This window comes from Amycolatopsis sp. NPDC048633, assembly GCF_040650695.1.
Lineage (GTDB): Bacteria > Actinomycetota > Actinomycetes > Mycobacteriales > Pseudonocardiaceae > Amycolatopsis.
In genome coordinates, this window is record NZ_JBEZHS010000027.1 from 39,232 (window position 1) to 64,892 (window position 25,661).

Sequence of the window (25,661 nt, forward strand, 5' to 3'; positions counted from 1 at the left end):
AGGTCACCACCCCGACGGCGCCGGCGGTGGCACGACCGGCGGCCGGTCGTCGCAGGTGATCGTGTTCGGCAGCAGCCAGGGAGCGAGCCAGCCGTCGTTGCCGCCGAGGTCGGTCAGGGCGAACTCCGAACCCGTCGGCGGGAAGTTGAACGAGCCGCAGTTGTTGACGCCGACCGCGCCGACGTTGCGGGCGTCGACGTTCCGGAACGACGCCGAGCCGGCCGAACGGGCGCTCAGCACCGACGTCCCGGCGCCGTCGACACGCAGGTCCGCGAACCGCAGGCCGGTGATCGAGTACTCGTCCTTCACCGGGAAGTCGCTGACGAGCATGATCGCGTTGTAGGTGTTGTCGAGGAAGTGGTCGCCGGTCACTTCGACGTCCGCGGCGATGTCCTTTTCCAAGGCGTAGAACCAGATCGCGCCGAGGCCGATCTTCCAGTTCAGCTCGAACGTCCCCGCCCGCACGGTCGTGTTGTCCGCGATCCGCAGCTTCCCGGCGAACGCCTCGGCCCCGAACCGCGATCCCACCTGGATCGCGCTGCCCTCGCGGATCGGGTCGGCGACCAGGTTGCCCGAGACCGTGTTGTCCGCTCCGCCGTAGAGCGCGATCCCGTTGGCCAGCACCGGCGTCTGGACGGTGTTGTGGTCGAACGCGTTCCGCGCGTCCTGGGTCTTCTCCGACCACATCGCCAGGCCGTCGTCCCCGCTGTTGCGCACGAAGTTGTTCGACACCACCGAATCCGTCACGCCGGTGTGGAAGTTCAGGCCGTCGGCGACCTGGTCGGCGATGACGTTGTTCGTGACGCGCGTGTTCCGCATCGGCCCGTCGAACCACAGGCCGACCTTCGTGTGGTGGAGGTACAGGGAGTCCACAGTGGAATTGCTGAGCGCGCCGCCGATCGCGTTGACCTGGTCGGTGTCCACGCGTTCCCGCACGTCGCCTTCGATCGCGAACCCCGAAAGGTGGACGTTCGAGGCGTTCTCGCCGTAGAAGCCGACTCCCGTGTGGACCGAACCGTCCGGCGCCGGGGTGCCCAGCGCGACCTCGTGCCCCTTGACGATCGCGTACCAGCTGCCCGCGCCTTCGATCGTGACGTCGTCGACGAGGACGTGCCGGTTGACCTGGTACGTGCCGGGCGGCAGGTACACCTTCAGATGAGCGCGCCGCGCGAAGGCGATGGCGCGGTCGAGGGCGTCAGCCGAGTCGCGGCGGCCGGTCGGGTCGGCGCCGAAGAGCACCGCGTTGGCCGCGATCGGCACGAACCTCGGCGGCGCGACGAGCTCGGAGTCGAGCAGGTCGACGACCGTCCACGCGGCGGCGGTCCCGGCCGGGACGGTGAGCCGGACCTTGTCCCCCGCCCGGTAGGTCTTGCCGAGCAGGAGCCGCTGCTCGTCGTAGAAGTGGTTGGGGCGGAACGGCTTTGCGATCACCGGCGCCGGCGTGGTCGCCGCGGGCACGCACGAGCACTCGGTGATCCACCAGTCCGGGTGCAGCAGGTCCGCGCCGGGATCGTTGGTGAACGGGTACTGGTTGTACAGCCAGGAGTACTGCGAGGTCAGCGTCATCCGCTGCCGGTGCGCGCCGTTCACGGTGACGTCGAGCGGCGCGGTGGTCCCGCCGCCGTGCGGCGCGTCCGGGATGCTGTACCGGACGGTGATCGCGTTCGCGGCGGCGGGCAGCGTGAACTCGACGTGCTGACCGGCCACCAGCTGGACGGCCCGCCGTCCGGACGCCTCGGCGGGCAGCGTGTAGGCCGAGCGGTCCGGGCCGAGCACGACGCCGTCGGTGCGGGCGTTCTCCGCCTCCTGCTCGAGGAAGCCGACACTGGCGCCCCGCCCGGCGACCAAGGCGGGATCGAGGGCGGCCCGTGTCACGACCGGCCGGTCGGCGGCCGACGCGGGCGTGGCCACCGGGAGCAGGGCGGCGATCGCGGCGAACACGGTGGCGAGGGTGCGGCGCGCCATCACGAACCTCGATTCTCGAGTGGAGTGCCGCGGAAGAGTAGGTCGCGCCTTCCCCGAACCACAAGGTTTTTCTCGAACTTACTCAGAACTTGCAGATAACAGTTCGGAAGTTGCGCAACCGAACGTCTGACAAGGTGGGTCCATGACACGCCCCGAAACCGCCGCCGAAGTCTTCGACGCGCTCGGCAAGGACTACGAACACGCCTTCCGGAACCTGGCCGAGCAGCGGGCCGCGATCACCGCGCTGGCCGAGCGGCTGCCCGCGGGCGCCGCGGTGCTCGACCTCGGCTCGGGAACCGGGCGCCCCACCGCAGACCTGCTGACCGCGGCCGGTTTCGCGGTGACCGGGTACGACGTCGCGCCGAAGATGGTCGAGATCGCGCGGGCCCAGGTGCCCGCCGCGCGGTTCGAGGTCGGCGACATGCGCGAACTGTCCTTCGAGGACGGCACGTGGGACGCGGTCACGGCGTTCTTCTCGATGCTGCAGCTCCCCCGGGCCGACCAGGAGACGATGATCGGACGACTGGCGGGCTGGCTCAAGCCCGGCGGCCTGCTCGTCCTGGCCACTGTGCCCGCCGACGTGGACGGCGTCGACATCGTCTTCATGGGACACCCGGTCCGCGCCAGCAGCTTCCCGGCCGAGGTCCTCGCGGCTAGACTCCGCGCGGCCGGCCTGGAGATCGTCCGCGAGGAGCAGGCGCAGTTCGTGCCCGACCACCCCGAAGCCGGCTCCGAGCCGCACGTCTACTTCACCGCGCGCAAGCTTTCGTGAGTCGATCGTCGCGTCAACCCCTCACCAGGCCGATCACCCGGTGGACATGAATTTTACTCAAGTTCGTGCATGTCCCGGGCCGCGGACCCGAGCTAAAGTGAGGAATGGGCATCGAAGCTCTCGCCAGGCCGGTACCTCGCGAACACCGCGAGCTGGTGCGCGAGATGCTGGCCAGGCTGCCCGAGTTCGCCGACCGCCTCGCCCGGTTGCTCAGTGAAGAAGACGACTTCTACCGGCAGGTCGAGCGCGTCGCGCCCGGCGAGCTGCGGCAGGTCTGCCACGCCAACCTCGAACGCGCGCTCACCGCGCTGGCCGAAGGCAGCGGCCTCGCCCTCGACGCCGCCCGCAAGACGGGGCTCGTCCAAGCGCGCCAAGGCATCCCGCTGCCCGCGGTGCTGCGCGCCTTCCGCATCGGCGGCACCTTCGTCTACGAAGCCCTGCTCGAGCTCGCCGGCCCGGAGTTCCTCAACCCCACCCGGACGATCGAGATCAACTCCTACGTCTGGAAAGCGATCGACCTCTACTCCGACGCGCTGACCACGGCGTACGAGCAGGTCGCCGCCGAGCCGTCGCACGCCGACGCGCGCCGGCTGGACGACCTGTTCCGCGGCCGGCTCCCGAGCCAGGCCGACATGGAGGCCGCCGCGCGGAACCTGGGCCTGCCGACCGCGGGCATGTTCGTCGTCGTGGTCACCGAACGCGTCGAGCCCGACGAGCACGACACCGTCGAGGCGTTGCTGCGCGCCCGCCGCTGGCGCTCGGCCTGGCGGCCGGGCGGCGAGGCGGGCCTGGTCGCGATCGACCGCATCGAGGACGTCCGGCGGCTGCGCGAAGTGCTGGGCTCGCTGCCGGTGGCGGCCGGGATGAGCAAGCCGTTCAGCGGGTTCCCGGACGTCCCGGACGCGCTGCACCGGGCCCGGATCGCCCGCCGCTCGCTGCCCACGGGGACGGCCGGCGTGGTGGTGTTCGGCGACTCGCCGGTGACGACGCTGGTCGCCGCCGCGCCGGGGATGGCCCGCGACGTCGTGCGGTCCGCACTGGCCGGCGTGCTCGCCCTGCCCCGCGCGGAACGCAAGGTCCTGCTCGACACGCTGCTCGCGTGGTTCGCCGGCCACGGCTCGGCGAAGGAGGCCGCGGACCGCTTGTTCGTGCACCCCAACACCGTCCGCTACCGGCTGCGCCGCGTGCAGGACCTGACCAAGCGCGACCTGACCGACCCCGTCGACATCGGCGAGCTGTACGTCGCCCTCGAGTCGGTGCGCCTCGATCCCGAGCCATCGTAGATCACCAGATACCGATTGACTTTCGATAGATAAGCAGCGATAGTCGTCGCATGCTCACCGAAAGACGCGCCGTCGCGGCGCTCCGGGTCTTCCTCGTCGTGCTGTTCGGCGTCCTCGTCGTCTTCCAGACGCTCTCGCTGCCGGGCGGCATCGCCTACCACGCCCAGCAGAACCCGCACGACGCGCCGCTGCGGTGGCCGCTGACCGCGATCGCGGTGTTCCTGGTGCTGTGCGTCGAGGTGATCGTCGTCGCGACCTGGAAGCTGCTGACGCTGGTCAAGAAGGACCGGATCTTCACCAGCGCGTCCCTGAAGTGGGTTGACGCGATCGTCTGGGCCATCGGTGCCGCGTGGCTGGTCTTCGTCGGCATGCTGATCTTCGTCGGCTTCAACGCGGACGACCCGGGGATGCCGATGCTGCTGTTCCTGGTGACCGTCGGGATCACCGTGCTCGGCCTGCTGATGGTGGTCATGCGCACCCTGCTGCGCCAGGCCACCACCCTGCGGACCGACCTGGAAGCGGTCATCTGATGGCGATCATCGTGCGGATCGACGTCGAACTGGCCAAGCGAAAGCTCAGCGTCGGGGAGTTCGCCGAGAAGGTCGGCCTCACCCCGGCGAACGTGGCGGTGCTGAAGAACGGCCGTGCCAAGGCCGTGCGGTTCAGCACCCTGGAAGCGATGTGCCGGGTCCTCGAGTGCCAGCCCGGCGACCTCCTGGAGTGGGTCGAAGACTAGTGCTGGCCCCGGTGGCGACGAGTGGCGGCGGCCGCCGCGGCGAACCCGTGGTCGAGCATCTCCTTCTCGTACTCCCCGACGGCGTCGAGCAGCGGCGCGCCCGAGGCCAGCCGGCCGGCGAGCAGGCCCGCGTCGTGCAGCGCCACCCCCGCGCTGACGCCGGCGGGTGGCATCGGGTGCGCCGCATCGCCGGCGAGGGTCACCGGGCCCGGTGACCACGCCCCGGGTCGTTCCGAGGTGTAGACGCTCGACGGCACGACGTAGGCCGGGTCGCCCAGCCGGATCAGCGCCTCCAGCGACGGGTGCCAGCCGGCGAATGTCTTCGCCGCCAGGTCGATCAGCTCCCCGGCACCGAGCCGGAAGAGGTCCGGGCCGAACGTGGCCGACGGGGCGCCCGCGGCCCACATGACGTAGTCCCGGCCCGCCGGGAAGCCGAACTCGGCCGGGTCGCGCCGGAAGCGCTGCGCAGCCAGGACGAGCCCGCGGCCGTCCACGCCGGTCACCCCGAGGAAGCCTTCGAGCGCCGCGTCCGGGGTCAGGTCGCGGGCTTCGCCGGTCAGCGGCGTGCGGCCGTAGATCAGCCGGTGGTCGTCGACGGTCACCGGGAAGTCCGGCAGCAGCTGCCGCCGGATGCCCGAGCCGACCCCGTCGGCGGCGACCAGCAGGTCACCGTCTTCGGTGGTGCCGTCGGCGAACCGGACTCGCACCCGGCCGTCGTCCAGCGGGGCGTAGCCGGCGAACTCGGTGCCGAAGCGCGTGCAGCCGGCCAGGTCGCGCAGCATGATCCGGCGCAGCGTCAGCCGGTCGACCGTGAGCCCGGCGACGGCAGGCGGCAGCGGGAGCTCCGTGAACGTCCCGAGATCGGGGCCGGCCACCGTGACCCCGCGCCCGGTCCGGCAGGACGTCGCGGCGGCTTGCTCGTAGACCCCGGTGGGCAGCCATTCGCGCAGGGCCGCGTCGCCGCCGCCGCCGATGTGGATCCGGTAGCCCTGCGCGCGGGCGTCGATCGCGGCGTCGCGTTCGAAGAGGAGGACGTCGATGCCGTGCCGGCGCAGGCCGTGGGCCAGGCAAGGGCCTGCCAGGCCGGCGCCGCTGATCAGTACTCGCACGATTACCCCCGGAACTGAGACCGTCTCAACTGAGACTGTCTCGGATGCTAGCATTCTCGACATGGAGGCTCAACCGGTCGATCCGAACGCTCTCGGGATGTTGCTGAACCGCGCCCACCGGCTGGCCCGCGCGCACGCCAACGAGGCGGCGCGGCCGACCGGCATCGAGCTGCAGCACGCCGGGGTGCTGGCGACGGTCCGCGCCGGCCGGGTCCGCAGCCAGCGCGAGCTCGGCGCGGCACTCGGGGTCGACAAGTCCACCCTGGTCCGGATCGTCGACGACCTGGAGCGCCGCAACCTGGTGCGGCGGCAGCGATCCGCCGACGACCGGCGGGCCTACGAGATCGTGATCACCAAGGAGGGCGAGCACCGGCTCGCCGAGGCGGACGAGCTGTTCGCCGAGGCGATGACCGGCCTGCTGCAGGTGTTCGACGACGCGGACCGGCGCCGGCTGCACGACCTGCTGAGCCGGTTCGTCGCGCAGGACAGCGCCTAGGCCGCGTCCGCCTCCACCAGTCTCGCCAGTTCCAGCAGCGTTCCTTCGAAGCCGGGGCCGGCGGTGAGTGCCACCGTCAGCGGGCCCCCGCGCCGGTCCGTGCCCACCGGGAGTGTCACCGCCGTCTCCGTCCACTGGGGACGGTCCACGCCGGCCGAGACGACCACGTCCGGCCGTGTCACCGTGCGGCGGCGGCCGCCGGCGTCGAGGTCGAGCACCACGTTGCCGTGCAGGGAAAGCAGCGCCGCGACGTCGGCGACGGCGTCGCGCAGCTCGCGGTCGGCGATCGAGTCCGAATGCGCGCCGATCGCCGCGCGCGAGGGCTCGCCGCCGAGCCTCGGCACGATCACGCCGAGGTCGCCCGGGGTGCAGGCGAGCACGCGGATGCCGGGCACGCCGGCCAGTGGGTCGGTCAGGGTGATTCCCGCGCTCGCGGCCGCCGCCACGATCCGGGCCCGCCAGCGCGCGGTGGCCGCGATGGCGACCATCGAAGGGTCCTGGGGCAAAAGGGATTTTCTCCTTTGCGGTACGGCGCGGCGGAGGGAGGATCGTCCGATGGTGGGCCCGTGCCCGTTGTGCCCGGGAACAAACATGTTTGGTCGCTTGGTCCGAACGGCGGCGCACATGCGACCTTCCGGTCGCACCGGGCGTCTGTGACCGCCGGTCACACTTTGACGCGCGGCGTGGCGCGGGCCACTATCCCTCCCACCTGATTACCGCCGGGTAATTTGTGTGTCGACGAAGACCGACCCAGGAGGACCGTTGCGACGTGCTTTCGGCCTGATCTTGCTGACACTGGGCGTTTTCGCGGTCGCCGGGGCGGTGCTCCTCCCCACGTACGTCTACCCCAAGCTCGCCAAGGTGCCGCTCGACCAGGACTCCACGTCGGTGCTCGAAGGCACCGCGAGCAAGGTCCTCGCCGTGACCGACGACGGTTCCGGCCCGGTCTCGAACATCCGCGAGAACGCCAAGCTGACCGCGACCGGGCACGTGCAGGCGAACTTCAGCGCGCCGGAGATGCAGGCGGACACCGACTACGCGGTCTGGCTGCTGGCGGTGCAGGTCACCGACGACGCCGACGGCACGGTGCTCAGCGCGAGCAAGCGGCAGGTCTGCTTCGACCGGCGCACCGGCGAAGGTTACGAGCCGAGCGGCGAGACCGACCCGAAGTGCGACGCCAAGAGCAGCTACGTCACCGAGCTGAAGGACAAGGCCGACAAGGACGGCCAGAAGCCGGCCGAGACGAACATCGAGAAGGCGCAGCCCGGCCTGAACTTCAAGTTCCCCTTCGGCACCGAGCAGAAGGACTACAAGGTCTACGACGACAACACCGGCGGGGCCGTCACCGCCCGCTACACCGGCACCGAGACGGTGAACGGGATCGAGACCTACAAGTTCGTCCAGGACATCCCCGACACGAAGCTCGACTCGAAGAAGGTGCCGGGCTCGCTGGTCGGCTCCGACCAGTCCACCGTGGACGCCGACCTCTACTACCGCGGCGTCAACACGATGTGGGTGGAGCCGGTCACCGGGATCCAGGTCAAGCAGCAGCAACAGCAGCACCAGGAGCTGCGCGTCGGCACCAGCGGCAGCTCGACGGTCGTGTTCGACGGGACGCTCGCCTACAACGGCAAGACCATCGCGCAGATGGTCGACCAGGTGAACGAGAACAAGGGCAGGCTGGAGTTCCTGTCGAGCACCGGCCCGCTCTGGCTCGGCATCGGCGGCGGCGTGCTGATCGTCGTCGCGATCGTCCTGCTGGCCCGCCGGCGCCCGCAGGAGCCCCCGGCCTCGCACCGGCGGCGCCAGGTGGCCTTCGCCGGCAGCTGATTCACCGCCGGCGCAGGACCAGCACCAGGTTCCAGGACGCGATTTCGCGCAGGCCGGGAATCCGCACGATCCACATCGCCCAGCTCGGGTGGTACCGCGGATACCCGGCCACGAAATCGGCGAGCGGCGTCGCTTTCGCCCAGCGGAGCGCGGCGCCGACCGAAACCGGGAACAGGCTTTCCCTGAATTTGTTCTTCGGCTCCTTGCCCAGCTTTCGCGAATACCGTTCCCGGGCGTAGTGCCCGCCGAGGAAATGCCACGGCGCGGTCTCGTGACCGCCCCACGGCGAATACCACGGCGTGAACGACGCGAAGACCGTGCCGCCGGGCTTGGTCACCCGGCACATCTCGTCGAGCATCACCCACGGCTCGCTGACGTGCTCGAGCACGTTCGACGAGTAGCAGACGTCGACGGAACCGGTGCGTACGGGCAGTTCCGTGCCGCTCGCGCGGATCATGTTCTCGCCGGGCTCGCCGCGGGCGGACAACTCGCCGACGTCCGGGTCGAGGCCGAGGTAGGCCGCGCCGGCCGCGCGGAAGGCGTCCGAAAAGTAGCCGGGGCCGCCCCCGACGTCGAGGATCGTGCGGCCGGACAGCGGAGTGTGTGCCGCCAATTGCCGGACGGAGTCGGCGGCCAGCGCGGAATAGAAGCCGTCCGGGTCGGTCTGCTCGGTGAGGAACGTGCGGAAGAGCGTCACGGAACGACCGAGCGTGGCCTGATGAGGTCGGTCGAGAACCGGATTACCTACCATTGAACCGTCGCTTTCCCGAATACGTTCATCTACTGTGTACGCACCGGTAACCTAGCATCGTCGCCGAAGTTTGGATAACCCGATGGAACGTCCTCGTGTACTCCTCGTCAACTGGCGCGACACCGGCCACCCCGAAGGCGGCGGGTCGGAGCGGTACGTCGAGCGGATGGCCGAAGGGCTCGCGAGAGCCGGGTACCGGGTCGAAATCCAGTGCGCCGCCTACCCGGGCGCGACCGACGGCGAATGGCGCGACGGCGTCCGCTACCGGCGGCGGGGCAACAAGTTCGGCGTGTATACGCACGCGTTGCGCGCCATTCGCCGGGCCCGCGCCGACCTGGTGGTCGACGTGCAGAACGGGATGCCGTTCTTCGCCCGGCTGGTCGCCGGCTGTCCCGTGCTGGTGCTCGTGCACCACGTCCACAAGGAACAGTGGATCAGCGCGCTCGGCGAGACGCTGGGCCGGGTCGGCTGGTGGATCGAGTCGCGGCTGGCGCCGTGGCTGTTCCGGAAGTGCCGGTACGCCACGGTCTCCGAGGTCACCAAGGCGGAGCTCGGGGGCCTCGGGATCGAGCCCGGGCGCGTCACCGTGGTGCCCAACGGCCTCGACGCGCCGCCGCTGTGCGAGTCCGAACGGGACGCGTCCCCGACGCTGGTCGCGGTGAGCAGGCTGGTGCCGCACAAGCGGATCGAACACGCCATCGACGTCGTCGCGCGGCTCGCCCGGCGCTGGCCTTCGCTGAAGCTCGAGGTGGTGGGCCAGGGTCCGTGGGACGAGGTGCTGCGCGCGCACGCGGCTTCGCGCGGGGTGGCGGACCGCGTGGTCCTGCACGGCTGGGTCGACGAGCAGGCCAAGCACGAGATCCTCGCGCGGTCGTGGCTGCACCTGTGCCCGTCGGTCAAGGAGGGCTGGGGCATCGTCATCATGGAGGCCGCGGCGCACGGCGTGCCGTCGGTCGCCTACCGCGCCGCGGGCGGCGTGGCCGAGTCCATCGTGGAGGGTCGCACGGGCCTCCTGGCCGAGGACTTCGAAGACTTCACCGCCCAGGTGGACGGCCTGCTCGCCGACGGCCTGCGGCGCGCGGAAATGGGCCTGGCCGGGGCCGAGCGGGCCGGGAAGTTCAGCTGGGACGTGAGCGTCGGGCAGTTCGAGTCGCTGGTCCGTGACGTCTCGGGGCAGCCTGCGCCCCGGCCGCGGGTTCTGGACCAGGCGGTGCGCGGCTCGGCTCTGGCGTCCTGAACGACTCTTTCATGTCGTCCGGCGACATGAAAGAGTCGTTCATGTCATTGCCGCGGCGCCTGCTCCCGAACCGCGTCGCGGAACTCGCCGAGCAGCCGAGCCGCGGCGTCCGCGTCGAAGTCCTTGCGGCGGGCCCGCACCGTCACCGTGGTGGTGCCGCCGGTGGTCGCCGCGCCGAACGCCACGCCGGAACGACCGCTCGCCGCCGGGTAGAACGCGAGCGAACGAACCGTGTCCCCCGTGGACACCACGCCGAGGTTGGACACCAGGAACGTCGAGCCGAGCCGGCTTGCCAGCAGCCGCGTGCCCAGCCGGGCGAGCCGGCTGCTGCGGGCCGGGAAGTCCGGCTCGGGCTCCTGCGCGGCGAGCACCGCGGCGACGTCCGCGCCCGGGCCGAGCCGCAGCCGGAAGAACGCGCTGTCGTGCACCGGTTCCGGCGCGGCCCCGGACCGCCGTGACGCGCCCAGCGCGGCCACCACGCGGGCGGTGCGGGCGCCGTGCGCGCGGTTCCAGCTTCCGGTCGCGCGAGCGGCCGCCGCGACGAACCCCGCGGCTCCCAGGCGTAGCCGTGTGTCGTGCCGGGCGGCGAAGACGTCTCCCGCAGCCTCGGTACGCCGGTCGGGCGTGATTCGGCCCGGGGGTGCGAAAAGTGCCTCAGCGAGCCGCTGGACGGCCGAAAGGGCAAAGGGTTTGCCGCCGGCACGTTCACCGATCCCGGTCGCCGCCGAGGAAACCGGGACGTCGAGGAGGATGCCGAGCAGCGAGAGCAGCCCCAGGCCGTCGAGGGCGCCGTGGTGCGCGGCGACGAGCAGGGTGGGCTCCTCGGCGCGGACAGCGACGCGCAGAAGGGGCGCGGACCGTTCGTAGGGTGCCGAAGCGAACCGGTCGCGAGTGGCCGGCAAGTCGGTCGTCCGCTCGATTTCCGGCACGGCACCGAGATGCGGGTACTGCTGGACGGCGGCCGCCAGCCGGGCCCGGAGCTTCTCCGGTTCCGGGGCGGCCGTGCCGAGCTCCGCTTCGAGGAGGATGCTCCAGGAAACGGTGGGGTCGCCGTAGAGCCCGACGACGCGGTGCGCGTGGTCGGAGGCGAGCGGGGTCACCGCGTCAGCGGTTCCCGTAGAGCTTGTTCGGGTGGTCGGCCGGGTTGTACTTCACCTGCGCGTTGAGCTTTTCCTGCACCTGGGCGGTGTTGTCCGGGTCGGCACCCTGGGTGAGGGCGAACCCGGCTCCGGTCGCCAGACCGCCTCCGATGATGACGGCGGCGATCACGCCGATGACCGTGCCCACGTGTCACTCCTTCCGCGGCGGGGAACTCCTGCCGCGCCTCAATGTACGCATCGGTAACATGCGGCACAACAGTGCGACGCACAGCGACGTCAGCGCTACTCCGTTCGCCACCAAGGCGGGCGTCCACGAATTCGCTTTCACCGCGGGCACACCCGGGGTCCGGTAGAGCGTCAGCCACTCACCCGACCACACCGGCGTCGCGTCGGCGAGCAGCCGCGAGTCGACGTAACCGGGCGTCCCGTGCTCGACGAGGATCCAGCCGATGCCCGCGGTGGTGAGCTCCCGGGCGGACGTCGCGGCGCGGACGTCGCCGATGCGCGGGTCCTCCCCGGCGATGCGGTCCGGTCCGACTTGGAGCGTGTCGTCCATCAGCACGGGTTTCGGGAGGACGCGGGGCGCCGGGTCGAGCTGCGTGCGGTCGTCGTTCCAGGCGAACCCGCGGAACGTCGAAAGCGGCAACGTCAGCACGTCGCCGGGACGGTCACCGAGCTTTTCGGACACTGCCTGCCAGTCGGCCGGGTACTGCGCGGTGGCGAGCCGTCCCCAGCCGCCCCAGGCCAGGTCCGGCATGGTGAGCAGGGGGAAGACGGCCGCCGCCGTCACGAGCGCGATGCGTCCCCGCTCGGTTTTCAGCTTCGCCGCGGCGACTTCGATGGCCAGCGCGAAGCCGAGCGCGAGCGGCAACGCCCACCAGGCCACCCATTTCTGGGCGTCCCGCAGGAGTCCCGCGCCGGGCAGGTGCCGCGTGGCCGCGGTCAGCAGCGCGTCGCCGCCCGGCAACGTCGCCAGCGACGCCAGGAGCACGCCCGCGACGCCGAGGCCGAACAGCGAGCGGGCCGGCGCCTTCCCCCACCGTCTGGTGAGCGGCGCGAGGCCGGCGACCGCGATGGCGACGACGATGAGCGTCAGCACCGGGACGAGCGGCATGGACCGGCTGCCGGGCACCGTTTCGGCGTTCCAGATGCCGCCCAGGCCGAGCACGCTGAGCAGCGCGGGTCCCCAGCTTTCGGGCCGGGCGCTGAACGCCGTGACGCCGACCGGGTCGGAGAAGGTGCCCTCGGCGTTGAGGAACGTCGGGACCAGCCACGGCAGGTTGAGCACGATGGCAATGGCGAGCGTCTGCCAGAGGCGGCGCGAACCGGCGGCCACGGCCATGACGACCGCGGCGAGCACGCCCCCCGGCGGGGTCAGGACCGCCGGGGCGCACGCGAGCACCAGCCGCGGCAGGGCGTTCGGCTCGTGCTCGCGCGCGGCGAGTCCCGCTCTGACGATCCACGGCAGGCAGGCGTAGGTCAGGAGCAGCGGCCAGTGCCCGATGAACAGCCGCTCGGCGACGTATGGCGTCCAGGCGTACGCGGTCGCGGCGACGAGCCTCGTGCCCAGGTGCTCGGTCGGGACCAGCCGGCCGGCGCCGTACGCGGCCGCGAAAATGGCCAGCAGCAGGACGATCTTCTGGACGATGTCGCCGGGCAGCACGGTGGTCGCCAGCGCGACGGCGGCGTCGGCCGGGACGGACCGCGGCAGCGTGCTGCCGACCCCGAAGGCGTCCGGCACGAAGTACTGCCGGGGCGCGAACACCATGTCGTAGGAGAGGACGAACCCGCGGCCGAGCAGGGGCGCGCAGACGGCGAACGCCAGCAGGGCGGACACGACGGGGAGCGCGAGCCGCCTGCTCGGTGCGTCCACTGCCCTTCCTTTCCGTAGTCCGCGCGGTTAGGGTGCCTGGTCATTACCCGCCGGTAACGGGAGCCCGCCGTTGAGCGTAGACACCGAAGTGCCGACGCGGACCGGCAACCGGGTCGCGGCGATCCTCGTCTCGCTCGCGCTCGCGGGCAACAACGCGGGCAGCTACGTGCTGAGCCTCGCGGCCGCGCGGATCCTCGCGCCCGGGGCGTTCGGGGAGCTGAGCTCGCTGCTGGCGGTGCTGGTGATCGGCGTCGTCCCGGCGATGGGGCTGCAGACGGTGGTGGCGCTGCGGGTCGCGCGCTCGCCGTCGCTTTCCCAGGGGTCGCTGTTCGCTTTGGGGCTGGTGACGAGCGCGATCGTCGCGACGGTGGCCTTGACGCTCAGCCCGTTGCTGGTGCTCCTGCTGCACCTGGGTTCGCTGACGCCGGCGCTGCTGGTGACGGCCGCGCTCGGGCCGTTGACGCTGCTCGGGGTGTTCCACGGGATGCTGCAGGGCGCCCACCGGTTCGCGGTGCTGGCCGGGTTGATCGCGCTGGAGGGGCTGGGCAAGGTCGGCGGGTCCCTGGTGGGCCTGCTCGTCGCGGGGACCACGACGGGTGCGCTGGTCGGGACGGCTCTCGGGTCGCTGGCGGTGATCGTGGTGGCCTGGCAGATCTGCGGCCGCCCGCGTCCCCGCTGGGCCGACCGCCACGGCGCCGAAGTACTCCACACGGCGCAAGCGATGCTGGCGCTCGTCCTGCTGGTGAACCTGGATCTGGTGCTGGCCCGGCACACGTTGCCGTCTTCGGAGGCGGGCGAGTACGCGCTGGGGGCGATCGTCACGAAGATCGCGTACTGGCTGCCTCAGGCGGTGGGGGTCCTGGTGCTCCCCCGGTTCGCGGCCGCTTCCGGCCGGCGGCGGGTGTTGCCGGTGGCGCTGGCGGTGTGTGCCTTCTTGGACGCCTTCGTGCTCCTGGCATCGCTGGTGCTGGGGCCGTCACTGCTGTCGCTGATCGGCGGAGCACGGTACGCGGGGAGCACGATGCCGGTGTGGCCGTTCGCCCTGGCCGGGTCGATGCTGGCGCTGGTCCAGATCTTGTTGTACGCGCGCCTGGCCGACGGCGACCGCCGGGTGGCGGTGCTGATGTGGGCGGCGGTGGGCGTGGAGGCGTTGCTGATCACGACGTGGCTGCACGCATCGGCAACCCAGGTGGTGACGGTGGCGGCCTGCTGCGCCGGCGGCCTGGCCGTGGCCGGGTTCGTCCTAGAGTTACGAGCCCGCCGCACCGCCGAACACCCGTAACTCACGTGATCAGACCCGGATCTCGCGTGATTGGGGCCGAAACTCGCGAGTTCCGGCCCCAATCACGCGAGTCACGTTCCCCGTCACGCGAGTTACGGGTGCCTAAGCCGGTTCGGTCGGGTTCTCCTTGCGGGTGAACCAGTCCACGCACGTCGCGACCATCGCGGCCGCCGCCAGCAGCAATGCCGCCTGGGTCACCGGGCCGTACGCCCACTCCTGGCCGTGGCCCAGGAGGCGGCCCGTCACCGACACCCCCGCCGCCACGACCATGCCGCCGAACGCCAGGTATCTCGGCGCGCGGTCCCAGAACTGGCGGGCCAGCAGGCACGCGATCAGCAGCACCACCGGCAGCATCCCGCCCAGTGCCACCAGCAGCACGATCAGCGCCACCGGCACGATCGATCCCCCGGGAAGCACCCGGAACGACCGCCGCCGGGCCGGCCAGAAGACCCCCGCCAGCATCAGCGCCACCGCGAACGCGCCGATCAGCAACGACGTCCGGTACGAAGAGTCCGGCGTGAACGAAAGCGACACCACCCCGCCCGCGCCGGCCGGGACGATCCACGCCTGCTGCCAGCCGTCGACGCGGGTGCGGGCCAGCTCGCGTCCGTCCAAAGTGGCCACCCAGCCCGCGTTCGCGTTCTCCGGGACCGCCAGCACCGCCTCCTCGCCCGGCGCCACCTTCACCGACCGCGACGCCGCGTCCCACTTCTCCACCTGCACCGCGCGGCGCACAACCGGAGCCGCCTCGACCGAAGGACGCAGCCACAGATCCTGGACGACGAACGACTCCGACCGGTCCGTCCGCAGCTCGTGCCCGCCGGGCGGCAGGGAGATCCCGCCCTCCGAGTCCCGGCACATCTTCAAGGCCAGCGGCCGGTGCGCGGTGATGTCGGCCAGCGTGCCCTGCACCGACGTCCGGTAGTCGAGCCCGTCGAGGTGGACGTTCGGCCCCGAGCCGCACGGCACGGTGAACGCCGGGTCCGGCCCGGGCAGGAGCCCGTCGGTGCCGGAGAGCTCCAGGCTCCCGATGCCCACCACCGCCCGCGCGGCGGGGTCGTCGTCGTCCCCCGGCAGCACGACCTGCAGCTGGTCGGTGTCCAGCGGTTCGAACGACGCCGACCCGCCGTCGTCGAGCTGCACCGTCCGCGACCCCGAGCGACCCACGAGCTCGACCTGCCGGGGAGCGCGAGCACCGCTCGACGGCGAAACCCCGATGTGCAGCCCGGAAATCCGCTTCGTGCCGGTCCAGCCCAGGGTGAGCGTCGGACGCAGGTCGGTGGCGTCGGGACGCCACGTCGTGCCCGCGTCGCCGTCCACCGCCGCGAACCCGCCCGCCGCCGGGTCGCCGGCCAGCTGCGACGTCGACGCCACCGTGACCCCCGGCAGCTGCACCGGGTTCTTCCCGCCGCCCGCGGGCAGCACCGAGCCGCCGACGAGGAACGTCTGCTCGGCCGGGGTGCTGAACAGCCGCCGGATGCCGTCGGGCTCTTCGCCGTCGCGTGCGGCGGACGCGTCACACCGCACCGCCCCGTCCGAAGGCAGGCAGGCGTACCGCGGCGAGGCGCCGCGAGTGAACGCGAACCCGGGCGCCGGCCCGGCGGGTAGGTCGGCCGGGACTTCCAAGGCGCGCTGCGGCTCGGTGTCGGGGATCTTCAGCTCCGCGATGCCGACGTTCCCGTCCTGCCGCCCGACCACCAGCGACAGCAGCGTGACGCGCACCTTGCGGGTGACCCCGGCCATGACGGAGTAGGTGTGCGACCCGGCCCCGCGGATCACCTGCTGGTCGACCGAGCCGTTGTCGGTGGTGATCCGGATCCGGGTCGGCGGCCAGCCCACCCGGAGGTCGTCGACCATCTGCAGGTCCACCGCGTTCACCAGCCGCGGGGTGTCGAGCTCCACCTCGAGCCACTGGCCGATCGGCCCGGTGAACGCCGACGAATGCCACGCCGTGCGCGGGTCGCCGTCGATCGCCGCGAAGGGCTGGTGCCCCGGATCGGACCCGCCGAAGGCGTCGGCGAACGACGCGGCCGTCGACGCCGTCACCGCGCGGATGCCCCGGTAGGCGGCGACGGTCTGGTGCTCCTCGCCCGGGAACGGCAGGACGTCACCGGCCGCACGCTGCTGACGGAACGCCTCCCCGGCGGTCAGGGTCTGGCTGAGGTTGTCCCGCACGCCGCCGACGTTCCGCTCGGCGCGGCGCAGGCCGTCGGTCACCAGCCGCGGGCCGCCGGGCGAACCGCCGTCGCCGGTCAGCACGGTCGGCGTCGCCGGGTCGAGCTGGCCGGAGTCGATCAGCGGGAGCAGGTTCTCCGGACCGCCGCTCACCGTCGGGACGTCCTTCGCGGACGTCGCCGTGGCCAGCGGCACCGGCTGCCGGACCTCGTAGATCTCGAGCGGCCCGAACTCCGCCGCCTTGCCGATGCCGGGCGAGCCGGCCAGCCCGGCCCGCAGCGTCGCGATCGGCGGCGCGGTACTCCGTTCCCGATCGATGTCGTTGCGCAGCAGCAAGAACCGGTACCCGGACCGCGCGAGCAGCGCGGCGAGCCCCGGGTCGCCGCGGCCGTCGGCGAGTGCGGCGTCGACCGAGTCCATCAGCCGGGTGTTGCCTTCGGACCCCAGCGGTACCTGGTTGCGGACCGCCCACGGGCTCTTCGCGATCGCCTGCGCGGGCTCGTCGACCGTGCGGCCCCAGTCGTACTCGCCGAAGCCGGTGGCCGGCAGCAGCAGTGTCCGCGCGTTCGGGTCCGCCTTCGCGACGTAGCCCATCGCGTCGTACCAGTAGCCGGGCACCTCGTCCCAGCCCGGCCCGGAGCGCAGGTTCAGCAGCCACGCGGGCGCGGCCATCACCAGCACCAGCAGCAGGCCCAGCGCCGGCCGGAGGAACCGGCGCGCGGACTTCACCCGGACCGGGCTCGAGATGCCGTGCACGAACGCCAGCATCAGCGGCAGCCGCAGCACCGGCTCGAACTTGTGCACGTTGCGCAGCGGGGCGAGCGGCCCGTCGAGCAGGTGCCGGACCTGCTCGGCCAGCGGGCTGTCGAGCGTGCCGACGTAGCCGATGGTCAGCAGCGTCAGGCCGGTGAGCACGCCCAGCACCAGGAACCGCCGCTCCGGCAGGCCGCGCCGGGTCAGCCCGAGCAGGCCGACACCGGCGACGAGCCCGGTCGCGAGCATCAGCACCGGGTTGTCGATCAGTGACCAGCCGCCCGGCCACCACGGCGTGCCCTGCACGACGTAGGCGACCCACTGGTTGGTCCCGCGCAGCACCTCGAACAGCGACATGGGCGCGGTCGTGTTCGTCGCGGACTCGATGTAGTCCAGGAACGGCAGGCTGTATTCGCCGAGCAGCAGCAGCGGCAGGATCCACCACAGCGTCGCGCCGACGACGAAGACGAACCACCACAGGACCAGTTCGACGTGGTGGCGCGTCCACTTGCGCGTCAGCAGCCACAGTCCCGGCAGGACGAGCGCCATCACGACCATCGCGCCGTTGACCCCGCCCATGCACAGCACGGCGAGGGCGGACAGCCCGGCGGCACGCCGCGGCGAGCCGATCGTCCCGGCCCGGACCAGCGGCACCAGCACCCACGGCAGCAGCACCGCGGGCAGCATTTCCGCGGACAGACCGCCGATTTCGGTCAGCATGCGCGGCGCGAGCGCGTACCCGAGCGCGCCGATCAGCCGCGTGCGCTCGGTGCCGAGCTTCATCGCCCGCGCCAGCAGCAGGGCGCCGCCGAACGCGGCCGAGAGCAGGACCGCGCCCCACAGCCGCTGCGCGACCCACGCCGGCAGGCCGGCGGCCTGGCACAGCGCGAAGAACGGGCCCATCGGGAAGAGGTAGCCGTAGGCCTGGTTCTGCAGCTCCCCCGCCGTGGCTTGCGGGTTCCACAGGTGCAGCGCGCGGCCGAGGAAGGCGAGCGGGTCGACGGCGAGGTCGAGCTTCGTGTCGAACGTCGTCTTCCCCGGCATCTGCAGGAACGACAACGTGGTCAGCGCCAGCACGATCCACGTGCTGGGCCGGCGGAAGAAGGCACCGGCCGAGAACTTCCGGGCGCCGCCCGAGGGCGGGGCGTCGTCCCGGGTGCGTTCGCGGGTGGTGGTTACCATCCGGTAGATACTAAGCCGAAACCTGGCTACCATGTGCCGACGATTTTCCCGACTTCCGACTGCACAGGCAGGTGCGCCATTCCCGAAGAACTGGTGGCGGACGGCTTCGCCGACGCATGGGCACTGGCCGAGCCGGTCAAGGGCTGGATGACGCGCGCGCAGGGCGAGGCGCTGTGGCAGGCCGCGCGCCGGCTCGAAAAGGGTGACGTCGTCCTGGAGATCGGCAGCCACCAGGGCAGATCCACGATCGTCCTCGGCGCGGCGGCCCGCACGGTCGGCGCCACGGTGATCGCCGTCGACCCCTTCGTGGACGGCAGGCTGTTCGGCGGATCACCGACGCGGCAGCTGTTCGAGCGCAACATCCGCCAGGCCGGGCTGGACGACGTCGTCGAGCTCGTCGCCGGTTACAGCACGGAGCTGCGGCCTGACTGGGACCGGCCCATACAGCTGCTTTACATCGACGGCAAGCACGACTACTGGACCTACACCGATGACCTGCGCTGGTCGGCGCACCTGCCGCCGGACGCGGAAATCCTGGTCCACGACTGCTTTTCCTCGATCGGCGTCACGCTCGGCACGATCGCGAAAGTCCTCTTCGGACGCCGGTACGCCTATGTGGACCGGGCGACGTCGCTGGCGCGGTTCCGGCTGACCCCACCGTCCACGGCGGACCGTGTGCGCGTGCTGGCGCAGCTGCCGTGGTTCCTGCGCAACGTCGGGATCAAGGTGCTGCTGCGCCTGCGGCTGCGGCCGGTGGCTCGGCTCTTCGGGCACGACAGCCCGTACGACCCTTACTGAGCAACCGGTTTCCCGATCTCGATCTTCGCGACGCACACCGGCGCGCCCGCGCTCGACAGCTGCACGCCGATGTGGTCGAAGAGGCCGTCCACCGGCAGGTACAGCGAGTGCAGCCCGGCCTGGAACCACACCGGCGTCCGGTCCACCAGGCCTTCGCCGCCGTCCGAGGTGAAGTAGTCGATCTTCAGCAGGTGCCGGCCGAGCACCGGTTTGTCGAGCGGGACGCGCACCTGGGTCTGGCCGACGGTGTACCCGCAGTTCGGCACCGGCCCCGGCACTCCACGGGATTCCGCCTCCACCCCGGTGATCAGGTGAGGGTTGCCGGTGGCGTCGAGCAGGTGCATCCGGTTCGTCGGCTGGTCGAAGTGCGTGCCGGGCACCAGGCCGGCGACCCGGGACGCCTGCGAGTCCGTGCCGAACCACTCGTGGACCACATCGGACGGCACGAACGTGTCGTAGAAGACGAGATCCGGGTCCTCGGCGACGGCCGCCCGGACGTTTCCGAGGTACTGCGCGGAATGTTCGAACCGCAGGGCCGGGGCCAGCCGCGAAAACCCTGCCGCGGAACTGATGAGCAAAAGCACGCACGCGGCTAGCGCGATCGGCCGTTCACGCTTTCCGCCGGACGGCGCAACTTCGCCGGGCGTCAGAAACGCGAACGCTCCACAAAGGGCGGCCACGAGCGCCAGCTCGGCGACGTACCTCGGGTCGTCCCCGGCGGCCGGGCCGACTTCGCGCAGCCGGGTCAGGGCCAGCAGCCCGACGTCCACGGCGAACAGCAGCCCGAGCAGCGCCCACGCCCGCCAGGCCCGGCGGCCGCCCGCGCGCACCCCGGCGAACAGCAGCGCCAGTGCCGCGGCGAACAGCAGGACCACGACCGCGAACGGCGACGGCGCCCAGGTCGCGCCCGGGCCGGGCCCGGACCACGGACCGCCGGCCAGCCCGGGCAGCAGGGTGTCGCCGAGCATCCGGCCGGTCAGGTCGGCGACGGTGCCGGCGGTCATCGGCGGGCCGCCGGGGGTCACCTGGCTCGACGTCGACGCGAGGTAGCCCACGACGAACGCGACCAGCAGCGCCGCGTGCCCCGCCCAGTAACGCCGGTGCTCCCGGAAGGACTGTCCGAGCAGGACGGTCACCGCGACCAGCAGCAGCGGCACCACGGCCGCCTTCTCGTAGAACGCGAGGCCGAAGAGCGTCCACGCGAACGTGCCGATCCACCACCGGCCGCCGTCGGCCAGGTAGCGGACGTGCCAGTACAGCGCCCCGGCGGCCGCCAGCACCACCGGGACGATCTGGACGCCGAACGCCCACCACAACGTCGGGACCAGCAGCAGCGTCGAGGCCGAGAACACGGTGAACGGCACCAGGATCGCCCAGCGGCGGCCGAAGCAGCGCACGAGCAGGCACCAGAACAGCACGGTCGCGGCCGCCCGCATCAGCAGCAGCGGCACCACCATGAGCGGGAAGTTCAGCGGTGCCCACCAGGTCAGCACCGCGGCGAGGAAGAACCCGCCGGGCGACAGGTGCCCGTGGTAGTCCTGGAAGAGGAACCCGAGGTCGAACGGCCCGGCCACGGCGGCCCGGTAGGTCATGATGAAGTCGTCCTGCGCGAAACTCCCGTGCAGCGCGGCCCAGGCGTGGAACGCCAACGGCACGACGCCCGCGACGAACGCCGCCACGACCAGGGTGGACGGTCTTCGCGCCACCCGTGGCGCGGGCTTCTCGGTCAGCTCCAGCACGGGTTCCTCACTTCTTGCAGGCCGGCGGCTGGCACATGAGCGTGCTCAGCGCCTGGTAGAAGACGTCGGAGATCTTGCGCGGGTCCGGCGTGGTGAACGAGGCGCCGCCGGTCGCCGCCGAAACCTGCTTCAGCTCGCTCGCGTCGATGTCGGGACCGATGCCGATCCCGATCACCGGCAACGGTTTCCGCGGGTCCTGCAGGCGGCCCAGCTCGGCCAGCAGGCCGGGCAGCCCGACGGAGTCGCTGTCTTCGTTGCGGCCGTCGGTCATCACGACGACGACGTTGATCCGGCCGAGCTGCCAGTTCTGCCTCGCGTTCTGGTAGGCGGCGAGGATCGAGTCGTACAGCCCGGTCGCCCCGCCGGCCTTCGGCTTGACCGCTTGCAGCGTCGCGACCCCGCCCCCGGCGAGCTGTTGCGAGATGGACCGCATCGGCAGCAGTTCCTTGTAGTCCTTGTCGCCGTCGAGCCGGGTCGAGAACAGCCACAGGCCGATTTCCGTCGTCGGCTTGAACAGCCCGAGGCCCTGCGTCGCGGCTTCCAGGGTGAGCGCCATCCGGCTCCGGCCGGTGCCGGGGACGGTGGCCGCCATCGAGCCCGACACGTCGAGCAGCACCTGGACGCGGGCGCTGAGGTTCGCCCCGGCCCACGCCTGCAGCACGCCGTACATCGCATCTGCCGCGGGCGGCCCGGCCGGGCGCGGCGCGGCGTTCGTGCGGGTGTCCGGGGGCCGGTCGCCGAGCAGCTGCCCGCCCGGCGTCCGAAACCCGGCGTCGGCGAACGTCTTCGTGGCGGTCTGGTCGAGCAGCAGCCGCAGGAACCGCTCGGCCGCCGACCGCGAAGCCTCCGACGCGCGCGGCAGCACGACGTACGGGTAGTCGAAGCTCGGCACGCCGGCCGCCGGGTACGCGGCGACGAGCTTGCGCGCCAGCACGGACTGTTCCGACGCCGGCGACGCGGTGAACGGCTCCTTCACCGCCGACACCTTGCGGATCTCCTCGGTGAACGCCGCGGCCGGGTCGGGCGCGTCCTTCGTCAGCTGCTGCAGGCCGATCAGCGCGGCGATCCCGGCCGGGTCGCGGCTCGGGTCGGGCAGCCCGACCGGGCTTCCGGAAAGGACGTCCGACCAGGACGGTGACTTCCCCGGCCAGCCGGCCTGCTTCGCGACTTCGTCGGTCAGGGCCAGCACGACCGGCGAGCTCGCCACCGACTGGCCGGATTCGGGCAGGTTCCACGCGCCGCCGTCGCGGGCCTGCAGCAGCCAGGTGCTCGACTCCGGCACCCAGACGTCGGGCCCGTTCGCACCGTTGGTTTCCAGTGCCGCCGCGGTGGCGCTCGACGCGGACGCCGTGACCTCGACGGTGTAGCAGTCCTGCTCCGGCACGGACCGGGCCAGCGCGGTGAGCACCGGCGCGAGGTCCGGCGCCGCCGTGATGTGGACCGGCGTCGTGGTGTCACAGCCTCCCGCGGCGAGGCGGTCGCGCAGGTAGTCGACGCCGAACCAGGCCAGCAGGGCGACCACGAGCAGCACGCTCAGGACGACGACCCGCGCGTCGATGCGCCGGGCCCGCGCCGGGTGTGCCGCCATGCACGTACCTTCCGTCGTGAAGTCCTGGCAGCTTGCCAGCCGGGTGAGCGGGAAGCCAGTACCGATAGCGGAAAGTCACCATCGCCCCGTGAACCCGTGGTGAAGGAATTGTGCGGTGCCGCCATTTTGGTGACGGACCGAAACTGCGTAACATTTTCGCTTGACGCCCGTCCCACATGGGTAACAGCACGATGGCGGATCGCGGAGACGATTTCGCCGTCCCCGAAACGGCGAACGGCACCGAACGGAGACGTAACCCGTGCGCACGATGTACGACGCGGTCACGGCCGCGAACATCCCCGCCGGCGCGCAGATGGTCGCGGGATACATCGACAAGATCAAACTCGAACCCTGGTCGGCCGCCGACTGGGCGCGCTTCCCCAGCGCGGTCAAGGTCACCATCGTCAAGAAAGCGAGCACGAACGACGGCCACGTCCTGGACGTCGAACCCGGCGACGCCACGCCCGCCGAAGCACCGGGCTGGGTCCGGATGCGCCGCACGGCCGGCGCGGACCCCACGATCTACTGCAACCTCTCGACCTGGCCCACGGTGCGCTCGGCGTTCTCGTCGGCCGGCGTCGCCGAGCCGCACTACTGGATCGCCCACTACAACGGGGATCCCGCGATCCCCGACGGTGCGATCGCCAAGCAGTACCGCGGGGACGTCGCCCCGGGCTACGACGTCTCGTCCGTCGCCGACTACTGGCCCGGTGTGGACGGAAACGGATCCGCCTCGACTGGAGTGGAGATCATGGAGCGCATCACCGTCACCCCGCCCAACGCCAACCAGAACACGGTGCGCGTGTTCCTGTCCGGCAGCCCCGGTGCGGCGGTCATCATCCGGCCACGGCTCGGCGGCGACGGCTTCTCGAAGCCGATGTGGGTCGGCGACATCTTCGCCTGGGGCAACGACCACCAAGGCGTCGGCCACAACCCCACGCAGATCGCCGGCTACAACAACAAGCTGACGTCGCACCGGCGCTACGACCTGCCGGGCGCGGTGTGGGCCGACATCAACTACAGCGCGGGCGACCCGTTCGAGGTCGACATCGTCGGGTAGGGCCGGGGTCCGGGGCCCCTTCCGCGTGTCGGCGGCCCCGGGCTCCCCGCCGCGCTGGCAGGATCGCGGCATGGAACGCGTACGCGGGATCGGTGGGTACTTCATCCGCGCGGCGGACCCGGCGGCACTGGGTGCCTGGTACCGGGACTGCCTCGGCCTCGGCGCCGACGAGCACGGCCGGTGGCAGCCGGAGCCGGGGCCCACGGTCTTCGCGCCGTTCGAGACCGGGACCGGCTACTTCGGCTCCCCCACCCAGCAGACGATGCTCAACTTCCGGGTCCGCGACCTCGACGCCATGCTCGCCCAGCTGCGCGAGAAGGGTGCCGACGTGGCCGAGGAGACGCAGGACATGGACGGCGTCGGCCGCTTCGGCTGGGTCACCGACCCCGAGGGCAACCGCGTCGAGCTCTGGCAGCCGGCCTGAAGCGCCCCAATGTGGCCTTCGGTGCGTCCAACGCACCCAAGGCGGCCTTTGGTGCGTCTGACGCAACCAAGGCCACATTGGGGCGCTTGGGGCGAGCCGTCAGCGGTCAGGCGGGTGGCAGTGCGCGGCACAGCGCGTCGATCGCTGCCGGGTAGGCGTGTTCGGACGGTGTCGCGTAGCCGACCACCAGTCCGTCCATTGTAGACATAGTACTGGCCGGGTGCCGGAACGCCGCCAGACCATCGAGCGCGAGCCCTTGCCACGCCGCGGCTTTCACCGCCGACGGCTCGGTGCCGGGTGGCAACCGCAGCACCGCGTGCAAGCCGGCGGCGATGCCGGTCGGCACGACGTGCGGTGCCCGTTCGGCGAGCGCCTGGACGAGGAGGTCGCGGCGGCGGCGGTACCGCTGGCGCATGCGCCGGATGTGCTTGTCGTAGGCGCCCGAAGCCAGGAACTCCGCGCACGTGAGCTGGTCGAGCACCCCCGCCCACGCCTCGCGCTCGCCCTTCACCGCCAGCACGGCGTCGACGAGGTGCTCCGGCAGCACCAGCCACCCGAGCCGCAGCGCGGGTGACAGGCTCTTGCTCACCGAGCCGGCGTAGACGACGTGCTCGGGGTCGAGGCCCTGGACCGCGCCCACCGGCTTGCGGTCGTAGCGGAACTCGCCGTCGTAGTCGTCTTCGATGAGCACGCCGCCGGTCGCGCGGACGTGGTCGACCACCGCGGTGCGGCGGTCGTGGTGCAGCGGGCCGCCGGTCGGGAACTGGTGCGCGGGCGTCAGCAGCACCGCCGGCACGTCCAGCTCGGAGACGCGCGCGCCTTTTTCGTCCAGGGCCAGGGGAATCGTCTCGACACCGGCCGCGGCGAAGATCGAGCGGTGGAACGCGAGGCCGTACGCCTCGACGGCGACCGGGCCGGGCAGCACCGCCGGGAACAGCAGCCGCAACGCGTGCGCGAACCCCGAGCACACGACGATCCGCTCCGGCGACGTCCGCACGCCGCGGGCCCGCGCGAGGTAGCCGGCCAGGGCCTCCCGCAGTTCGACCCGGCCGCGCGGGTCGCCGGGGCCGAAGGCGTCGTGCGGGGCGACGTTCAGCGCGCGGCGCGCGGCGGCGAGCCATTCGGGACGCGGGAACGACGTCGCGTCCGGCTGGCCCTGGCGCAGGTTGTACCGCGGCGCCGGAACACCCGGGGACTTCTTCGGCGTCCGCGCGGCCGGGAGCGGTTCGGCCCGCGAGGCGACGCGGGTGCCGGAGCCCTGGACAGCGGCCAGCCAGCCTTCGGCGACCAGCTCGGCGTAGGCGTCCGCGACGGTGTTGCGCGCCAGCCCGAGGTCGGCGGCCAGCGACCGGTACGGCGGGAGCCGGGTGCCCGGGGCGAGCCGGCCGGTGCGGACGGCCTCCCGCAGCGCGGCGATGAGCGCGGCCCGCCTGCCGCCGGTGCCCGCCAGCTCCAGGTGGAGATCCACTCCAGAATTGACCCACGAATCTGCCACGGAAATGCACCCT

At 71.8% G+C, this 25,661-nt stretch carries 22 protein-coding genes; 11 read left to right on the plus strand and 11 right to left on the minus strand.

What is annotated here, in order from left to right; all coding sequences use genetic code 11:
- Positions 1-3: 3 nt before the first annotated feature.
- Positions 4-1,965: a glycosyl hydrolase family 28-related protein gene (locus AB0C38_RS35310; RefSeq protein WP_360681902.1), complete on the minus strand. Its 1,962-nt coding sequence runs from the start codon at positions 1,963-1,965 to the stop codon at positions 4-6.
- 142 nt (positions 1,966-2,107) lie between these two features.
- Here AB0C38_RS35310 and AB0C38_RS35315 point away from each other — a divergent pair, with 142 nt between their 5' ends.
- The 4 genes from AB0C38_RS35315 (at position 2,108) to AB0C38_RS35330 (ending at position 4,756) form a co-directional block, all read left to right on the plus strand.
- Positions 2,108-2,737, plus strand: a complete 630-nt coding sequence (locus tag AB0C38_RS35315) for a methyltransferase domain-containing protein (RefSeq protein WP_360681903.1) — start codon at positions 2,108-2,110, stop codon at positions 2,735-2,737.
- A gap of 104 nt (positions 2,738-2,841) precedes the next feature.
- Entirely contained in the window at positions 2,842-4,020 is a 1,179-nt protein-coding gene (locus AB0C38_RS35320; protein WP_360681906.1) for a helix-turn-helix domain-containing protein, read from the plus strand.
- Between the two features lie 50 nt (positions 4,021-4,070).
- Positions 4,071-4,550 (plus strand): DUF2975 domain-containing protein, encoded by a 480-nt coding sequence (locus tag AB0C38_RS35325; RefSeq protein ID WP_360681908.1) that lies wholly within the window; start codon positions 4,071-4,073, stop codon positions 4,548-4,550.
- A complete protein-coding gene (locus AB0C38_RS35330) occupies positions 4,550-4,756 on the plus strand; it encodes a helix-turn-helix transcriptional regulator (RefSeq protein ID WP_360681910.1) in 207 nt (68 codons plus the stop codon). The genes AB0C38_RS35325 and AB0C38_RS35330 overlap by 1 nt, the downstream gene beginning before the upstream one ends.
- Here AB0C38_RS35330 and AB0C38_RS35335 read toward each other — a convergent pair.
- Positions 4,753-5,865 (minus strand): NAD(P)/FAD-dependent oxidoreductase, encoded by a 1,113-nt coding sequence (locus AB0C38_RS35335; protein WP_360681911.1) that lies wholly within the window; start codon positions 5,863-5,865, stop codon positions 4,753-4,755. The genes AB0C38_RS35330 and AB0C38_RS35335 overlap by 4 nt on opposite strands.
- A 61-nt stretch (positions 5,866-5,926) precedes the next feature.
- On the opposite strand from AB0C38_RS35335, the gene AB0C38_RS35340 reads away from it, so the two are divergent.
- Positions 5,927-6,361: a MarR family transcriptional regulator gene (locus tag AB0C38_RS35340; RefSeq protein ID WP_360681913.1), complete on the plus strand. Its 435-nt coding sequence runs from the start codon at positions 5,927-5,929 to the stop codon at positions 6,359-6,361.
- Here AB0C38_RS35340 and AB0C38_RS35345 read toward each other — a convergent pair.
- A complete protein-coding gene (locus AB0C38_RS35345) occupies positions 6,358-6,849 on the minus strand; it encodes a hypothetical protein (RefSeq protein ID WP_360681915.1) in 492 nt (163 codons plus the stop codon). The genes AB0C38_RS35340 and AB0C38_RS35345 overlap by 4 nt on opposite strands.
- Positions 6,850-7,123: 274 nt before the next feature.
- Here AB0C38_RS35345 and AB0C38_RS35350 point away from each other — a divergent pair, with 274 nt between their 5' ends.
- Complete coding sequence (locus AB0C38_RS35350) at positions 7,124-8,191, plus strand: DUF3068 domain-containing protein (protein WP_360681917.1); 1,068 nt, start codon at positions 7,124-7,126, stop codon at positions 8,189-8,191.
- 1 nt (position 8,192) lies between these two features.
- Here AB0C38_RS35350 and AB0C38_RS35355 read toward each other — a convergent pair whose 3' ends face one another.
- A complete protein-coding gene (locus tag AB0C38_RS35355) occupies positions 8,193-8,888 on the minus strand; it encodes a class I SAM-dependent methyltransferase (RefSeq protein ID WP_360681919.1) in 696 nt (231 codons plus the stop codon).
- A gap of 136 nt (positions 8,889-9,024) precedes the next feature.
- Here AB0C38_RS35355 and AB0C38_RS35360 point away from each other — a divergent pair, with 136 nt between their 5' ends.
- Positions 9,025-10,179, plus strand: a complete 1,155-nt coding sequence (locus tag AB0C38_RS35360) for a glycosyltransferase family 4 protein (protein ID WP_360681920.1) — start codon at positions 9,025-9,027, stop codon at positions 10,177-10,179.
- A gap of 44 nt (positions 10,180-10,223) precedes the next feature.
- On the opposite strand, the gene AB0C38_RS35365 is transcribed toward AB0C38_RS35360, so the two are convergent.
- From AB0C38_RS35365 to AB0C38_RS35375, 3 genes are read right to left on the minus strand one after another with little or no spacing between them, the layout of a single operon-like run.
- A complete protein-coding gene (locus AB0C38_RS35365) occupies positions 10,224-11,279 on the minus strand; it encodes a hypothetical protein (protein WP_360681922.1) in 1,056 nt (351 codons plus the stop codon).
- A gap of 4 nt (positions 11,280-11,283) precedes the next feature.
- Positions 11,284-11,466, minus strand: coding sequence for a hypothetical protein (locus tag AB0C38_RS35370; protein WP_360681924.1), 183 nt, complete (start codon positions 11,464-11,466; stop codon positions 11,284-11,286).
- Positions 11,467-11,469: 3 nt separating this feature from the next.
- On the minus strand, positions 11,470-13,152 hold the full coding sequence (locus AB0C38_RS35375; RefSeq protein WP_360681926.1) for a hypothetical protein: 1,683 nt from the start codon (positions 13,150-13,152) through the stop codon (positions 11,470-11,472).
- 70 nt (positions 13,153-13,222) lie between these two features.
- Here AB0C38_RS35375 and AB0C38_RS35380 point away from each other — a divergent pair, with 70 nt between their 5' ends.
- Positions 13,223-14,434 carry an oligosaccharide flippase family protein gene (locus AB0C38_RS35380; RefSeq protein ID WP_360681928.1) on the plus strand — a complete coding sequence of 404 codons (1,212 nt, stop codon included), beginning with the start codon at positions 13,223-13,225 and terminating at the stop codon, positions 14,432-14,434.
- Positions 14,435-14,536: 102 nt separating this feature from the next.
- Here AB0C38_RS35380 and AB0C38_RS35385 read toward each other — a convergent pair whose 3' ends face one another.
- A complete protein-coding gene (locus AB0C38_RS35385) occupies positions 14,537-18,544 on the minus strand; it encodes an alpha-(1->3)-arabinofuranosyltransferase (protein WP_360681930.1) in 4,008 nt (1,335 codons plus the stop codon).
- Positions 18,545-18,637: 93 nt separating this feature from the next.
- On the opposite strand from AB0C38_RS35385, the gene AB0C38_RS35390 reads away from it, so the two are divergent.
- A complete protein-coding gene (locus AB0C38_RS35390) occupies positions 18,638-19,342 on the plus strand; it encodes a class I SAM-dependent methyltransferase (protein ID WP_360681932.1) in 705 nt (234 codons plus the stop codon).
- Here AB0C38_RS35390 and AB0C38_RS35395 read toward each other — a convergent pair.
- Together AB0C38_RS35395 and AB0C38_RS35400 are read right to left on the minus strand one after the other, a co-directional pair.
- Positions 19,336-21,078: a hypothetical protein gene (locus AB0C38_RS35395; protein WP_360682061.1), complete on the minus strand. Its 1,743-nt coding sequence runs from the start codon at positions 21,076-21,078 to the stop codon at positions 19,336-19,338. The genes AB0C38_RS35390 and AB0C38_RS35395 overlap by 7 nt on opposite strands.
- 10 nt (positions 21,079-21,088) lie before the next feature.
- On the minus strand, positions 21,089-22,669 hold the full coding sequence (locus AB0C38_RS35400; protein ID WP_360681934.1) for a substrate-binding and VWA domain-containing protein: 1,581 nt from the start codon (positions 22,667-22,669) through the stop codon (positions 21,089-21,091).
- Positions 22,670-22,928: 259 nt separating this feature from the next.
- Between AB0C38_RS35400 and AB0C38_RS35405 the strand changes: the two genes are divergently transcribed.
- Positions 22,929-23,729, plus strand: a complete 801-nt coding sequence (locus tag AB0C38_RS35405; RefSeq protein WP_360681936.1) for a hypothetical protein — start codon at positions 22,929-22,931, stop codon at positions 23,727-23,729.
- Between the two features lie 70 nt (positions 23,730-23,799).
- Positions 23,800-24,153: a VOC family protein gene (locus AB0C38_RS35410; RefSeq protein ID WP_360681938.1), complete on the plus strand. Its 354-nt coding sequence runs from the start codon at positions 23,800-23,802 to the stop codon at positions 24,151-24,153.
- A gap of 106 nt (positions 24,154-24,259) precedes the next feature.
- On the opposite strand, the gene AB0C38_RS35415 is transcribed toward AB0C38_RS35410, so the two are convergent.
- A complete protein-coding gene (locus AB0C38_RS35415) occupies positions 24,260-25,648 on the minus strand; it encodes a PLP-dependent aminotransferase family protein (protein WP_360681940.1) in 1,389 nt (462 codons plus the stop codon).
- Positions 25,649-25,661 lie beyond the last annotated feature (13 nt).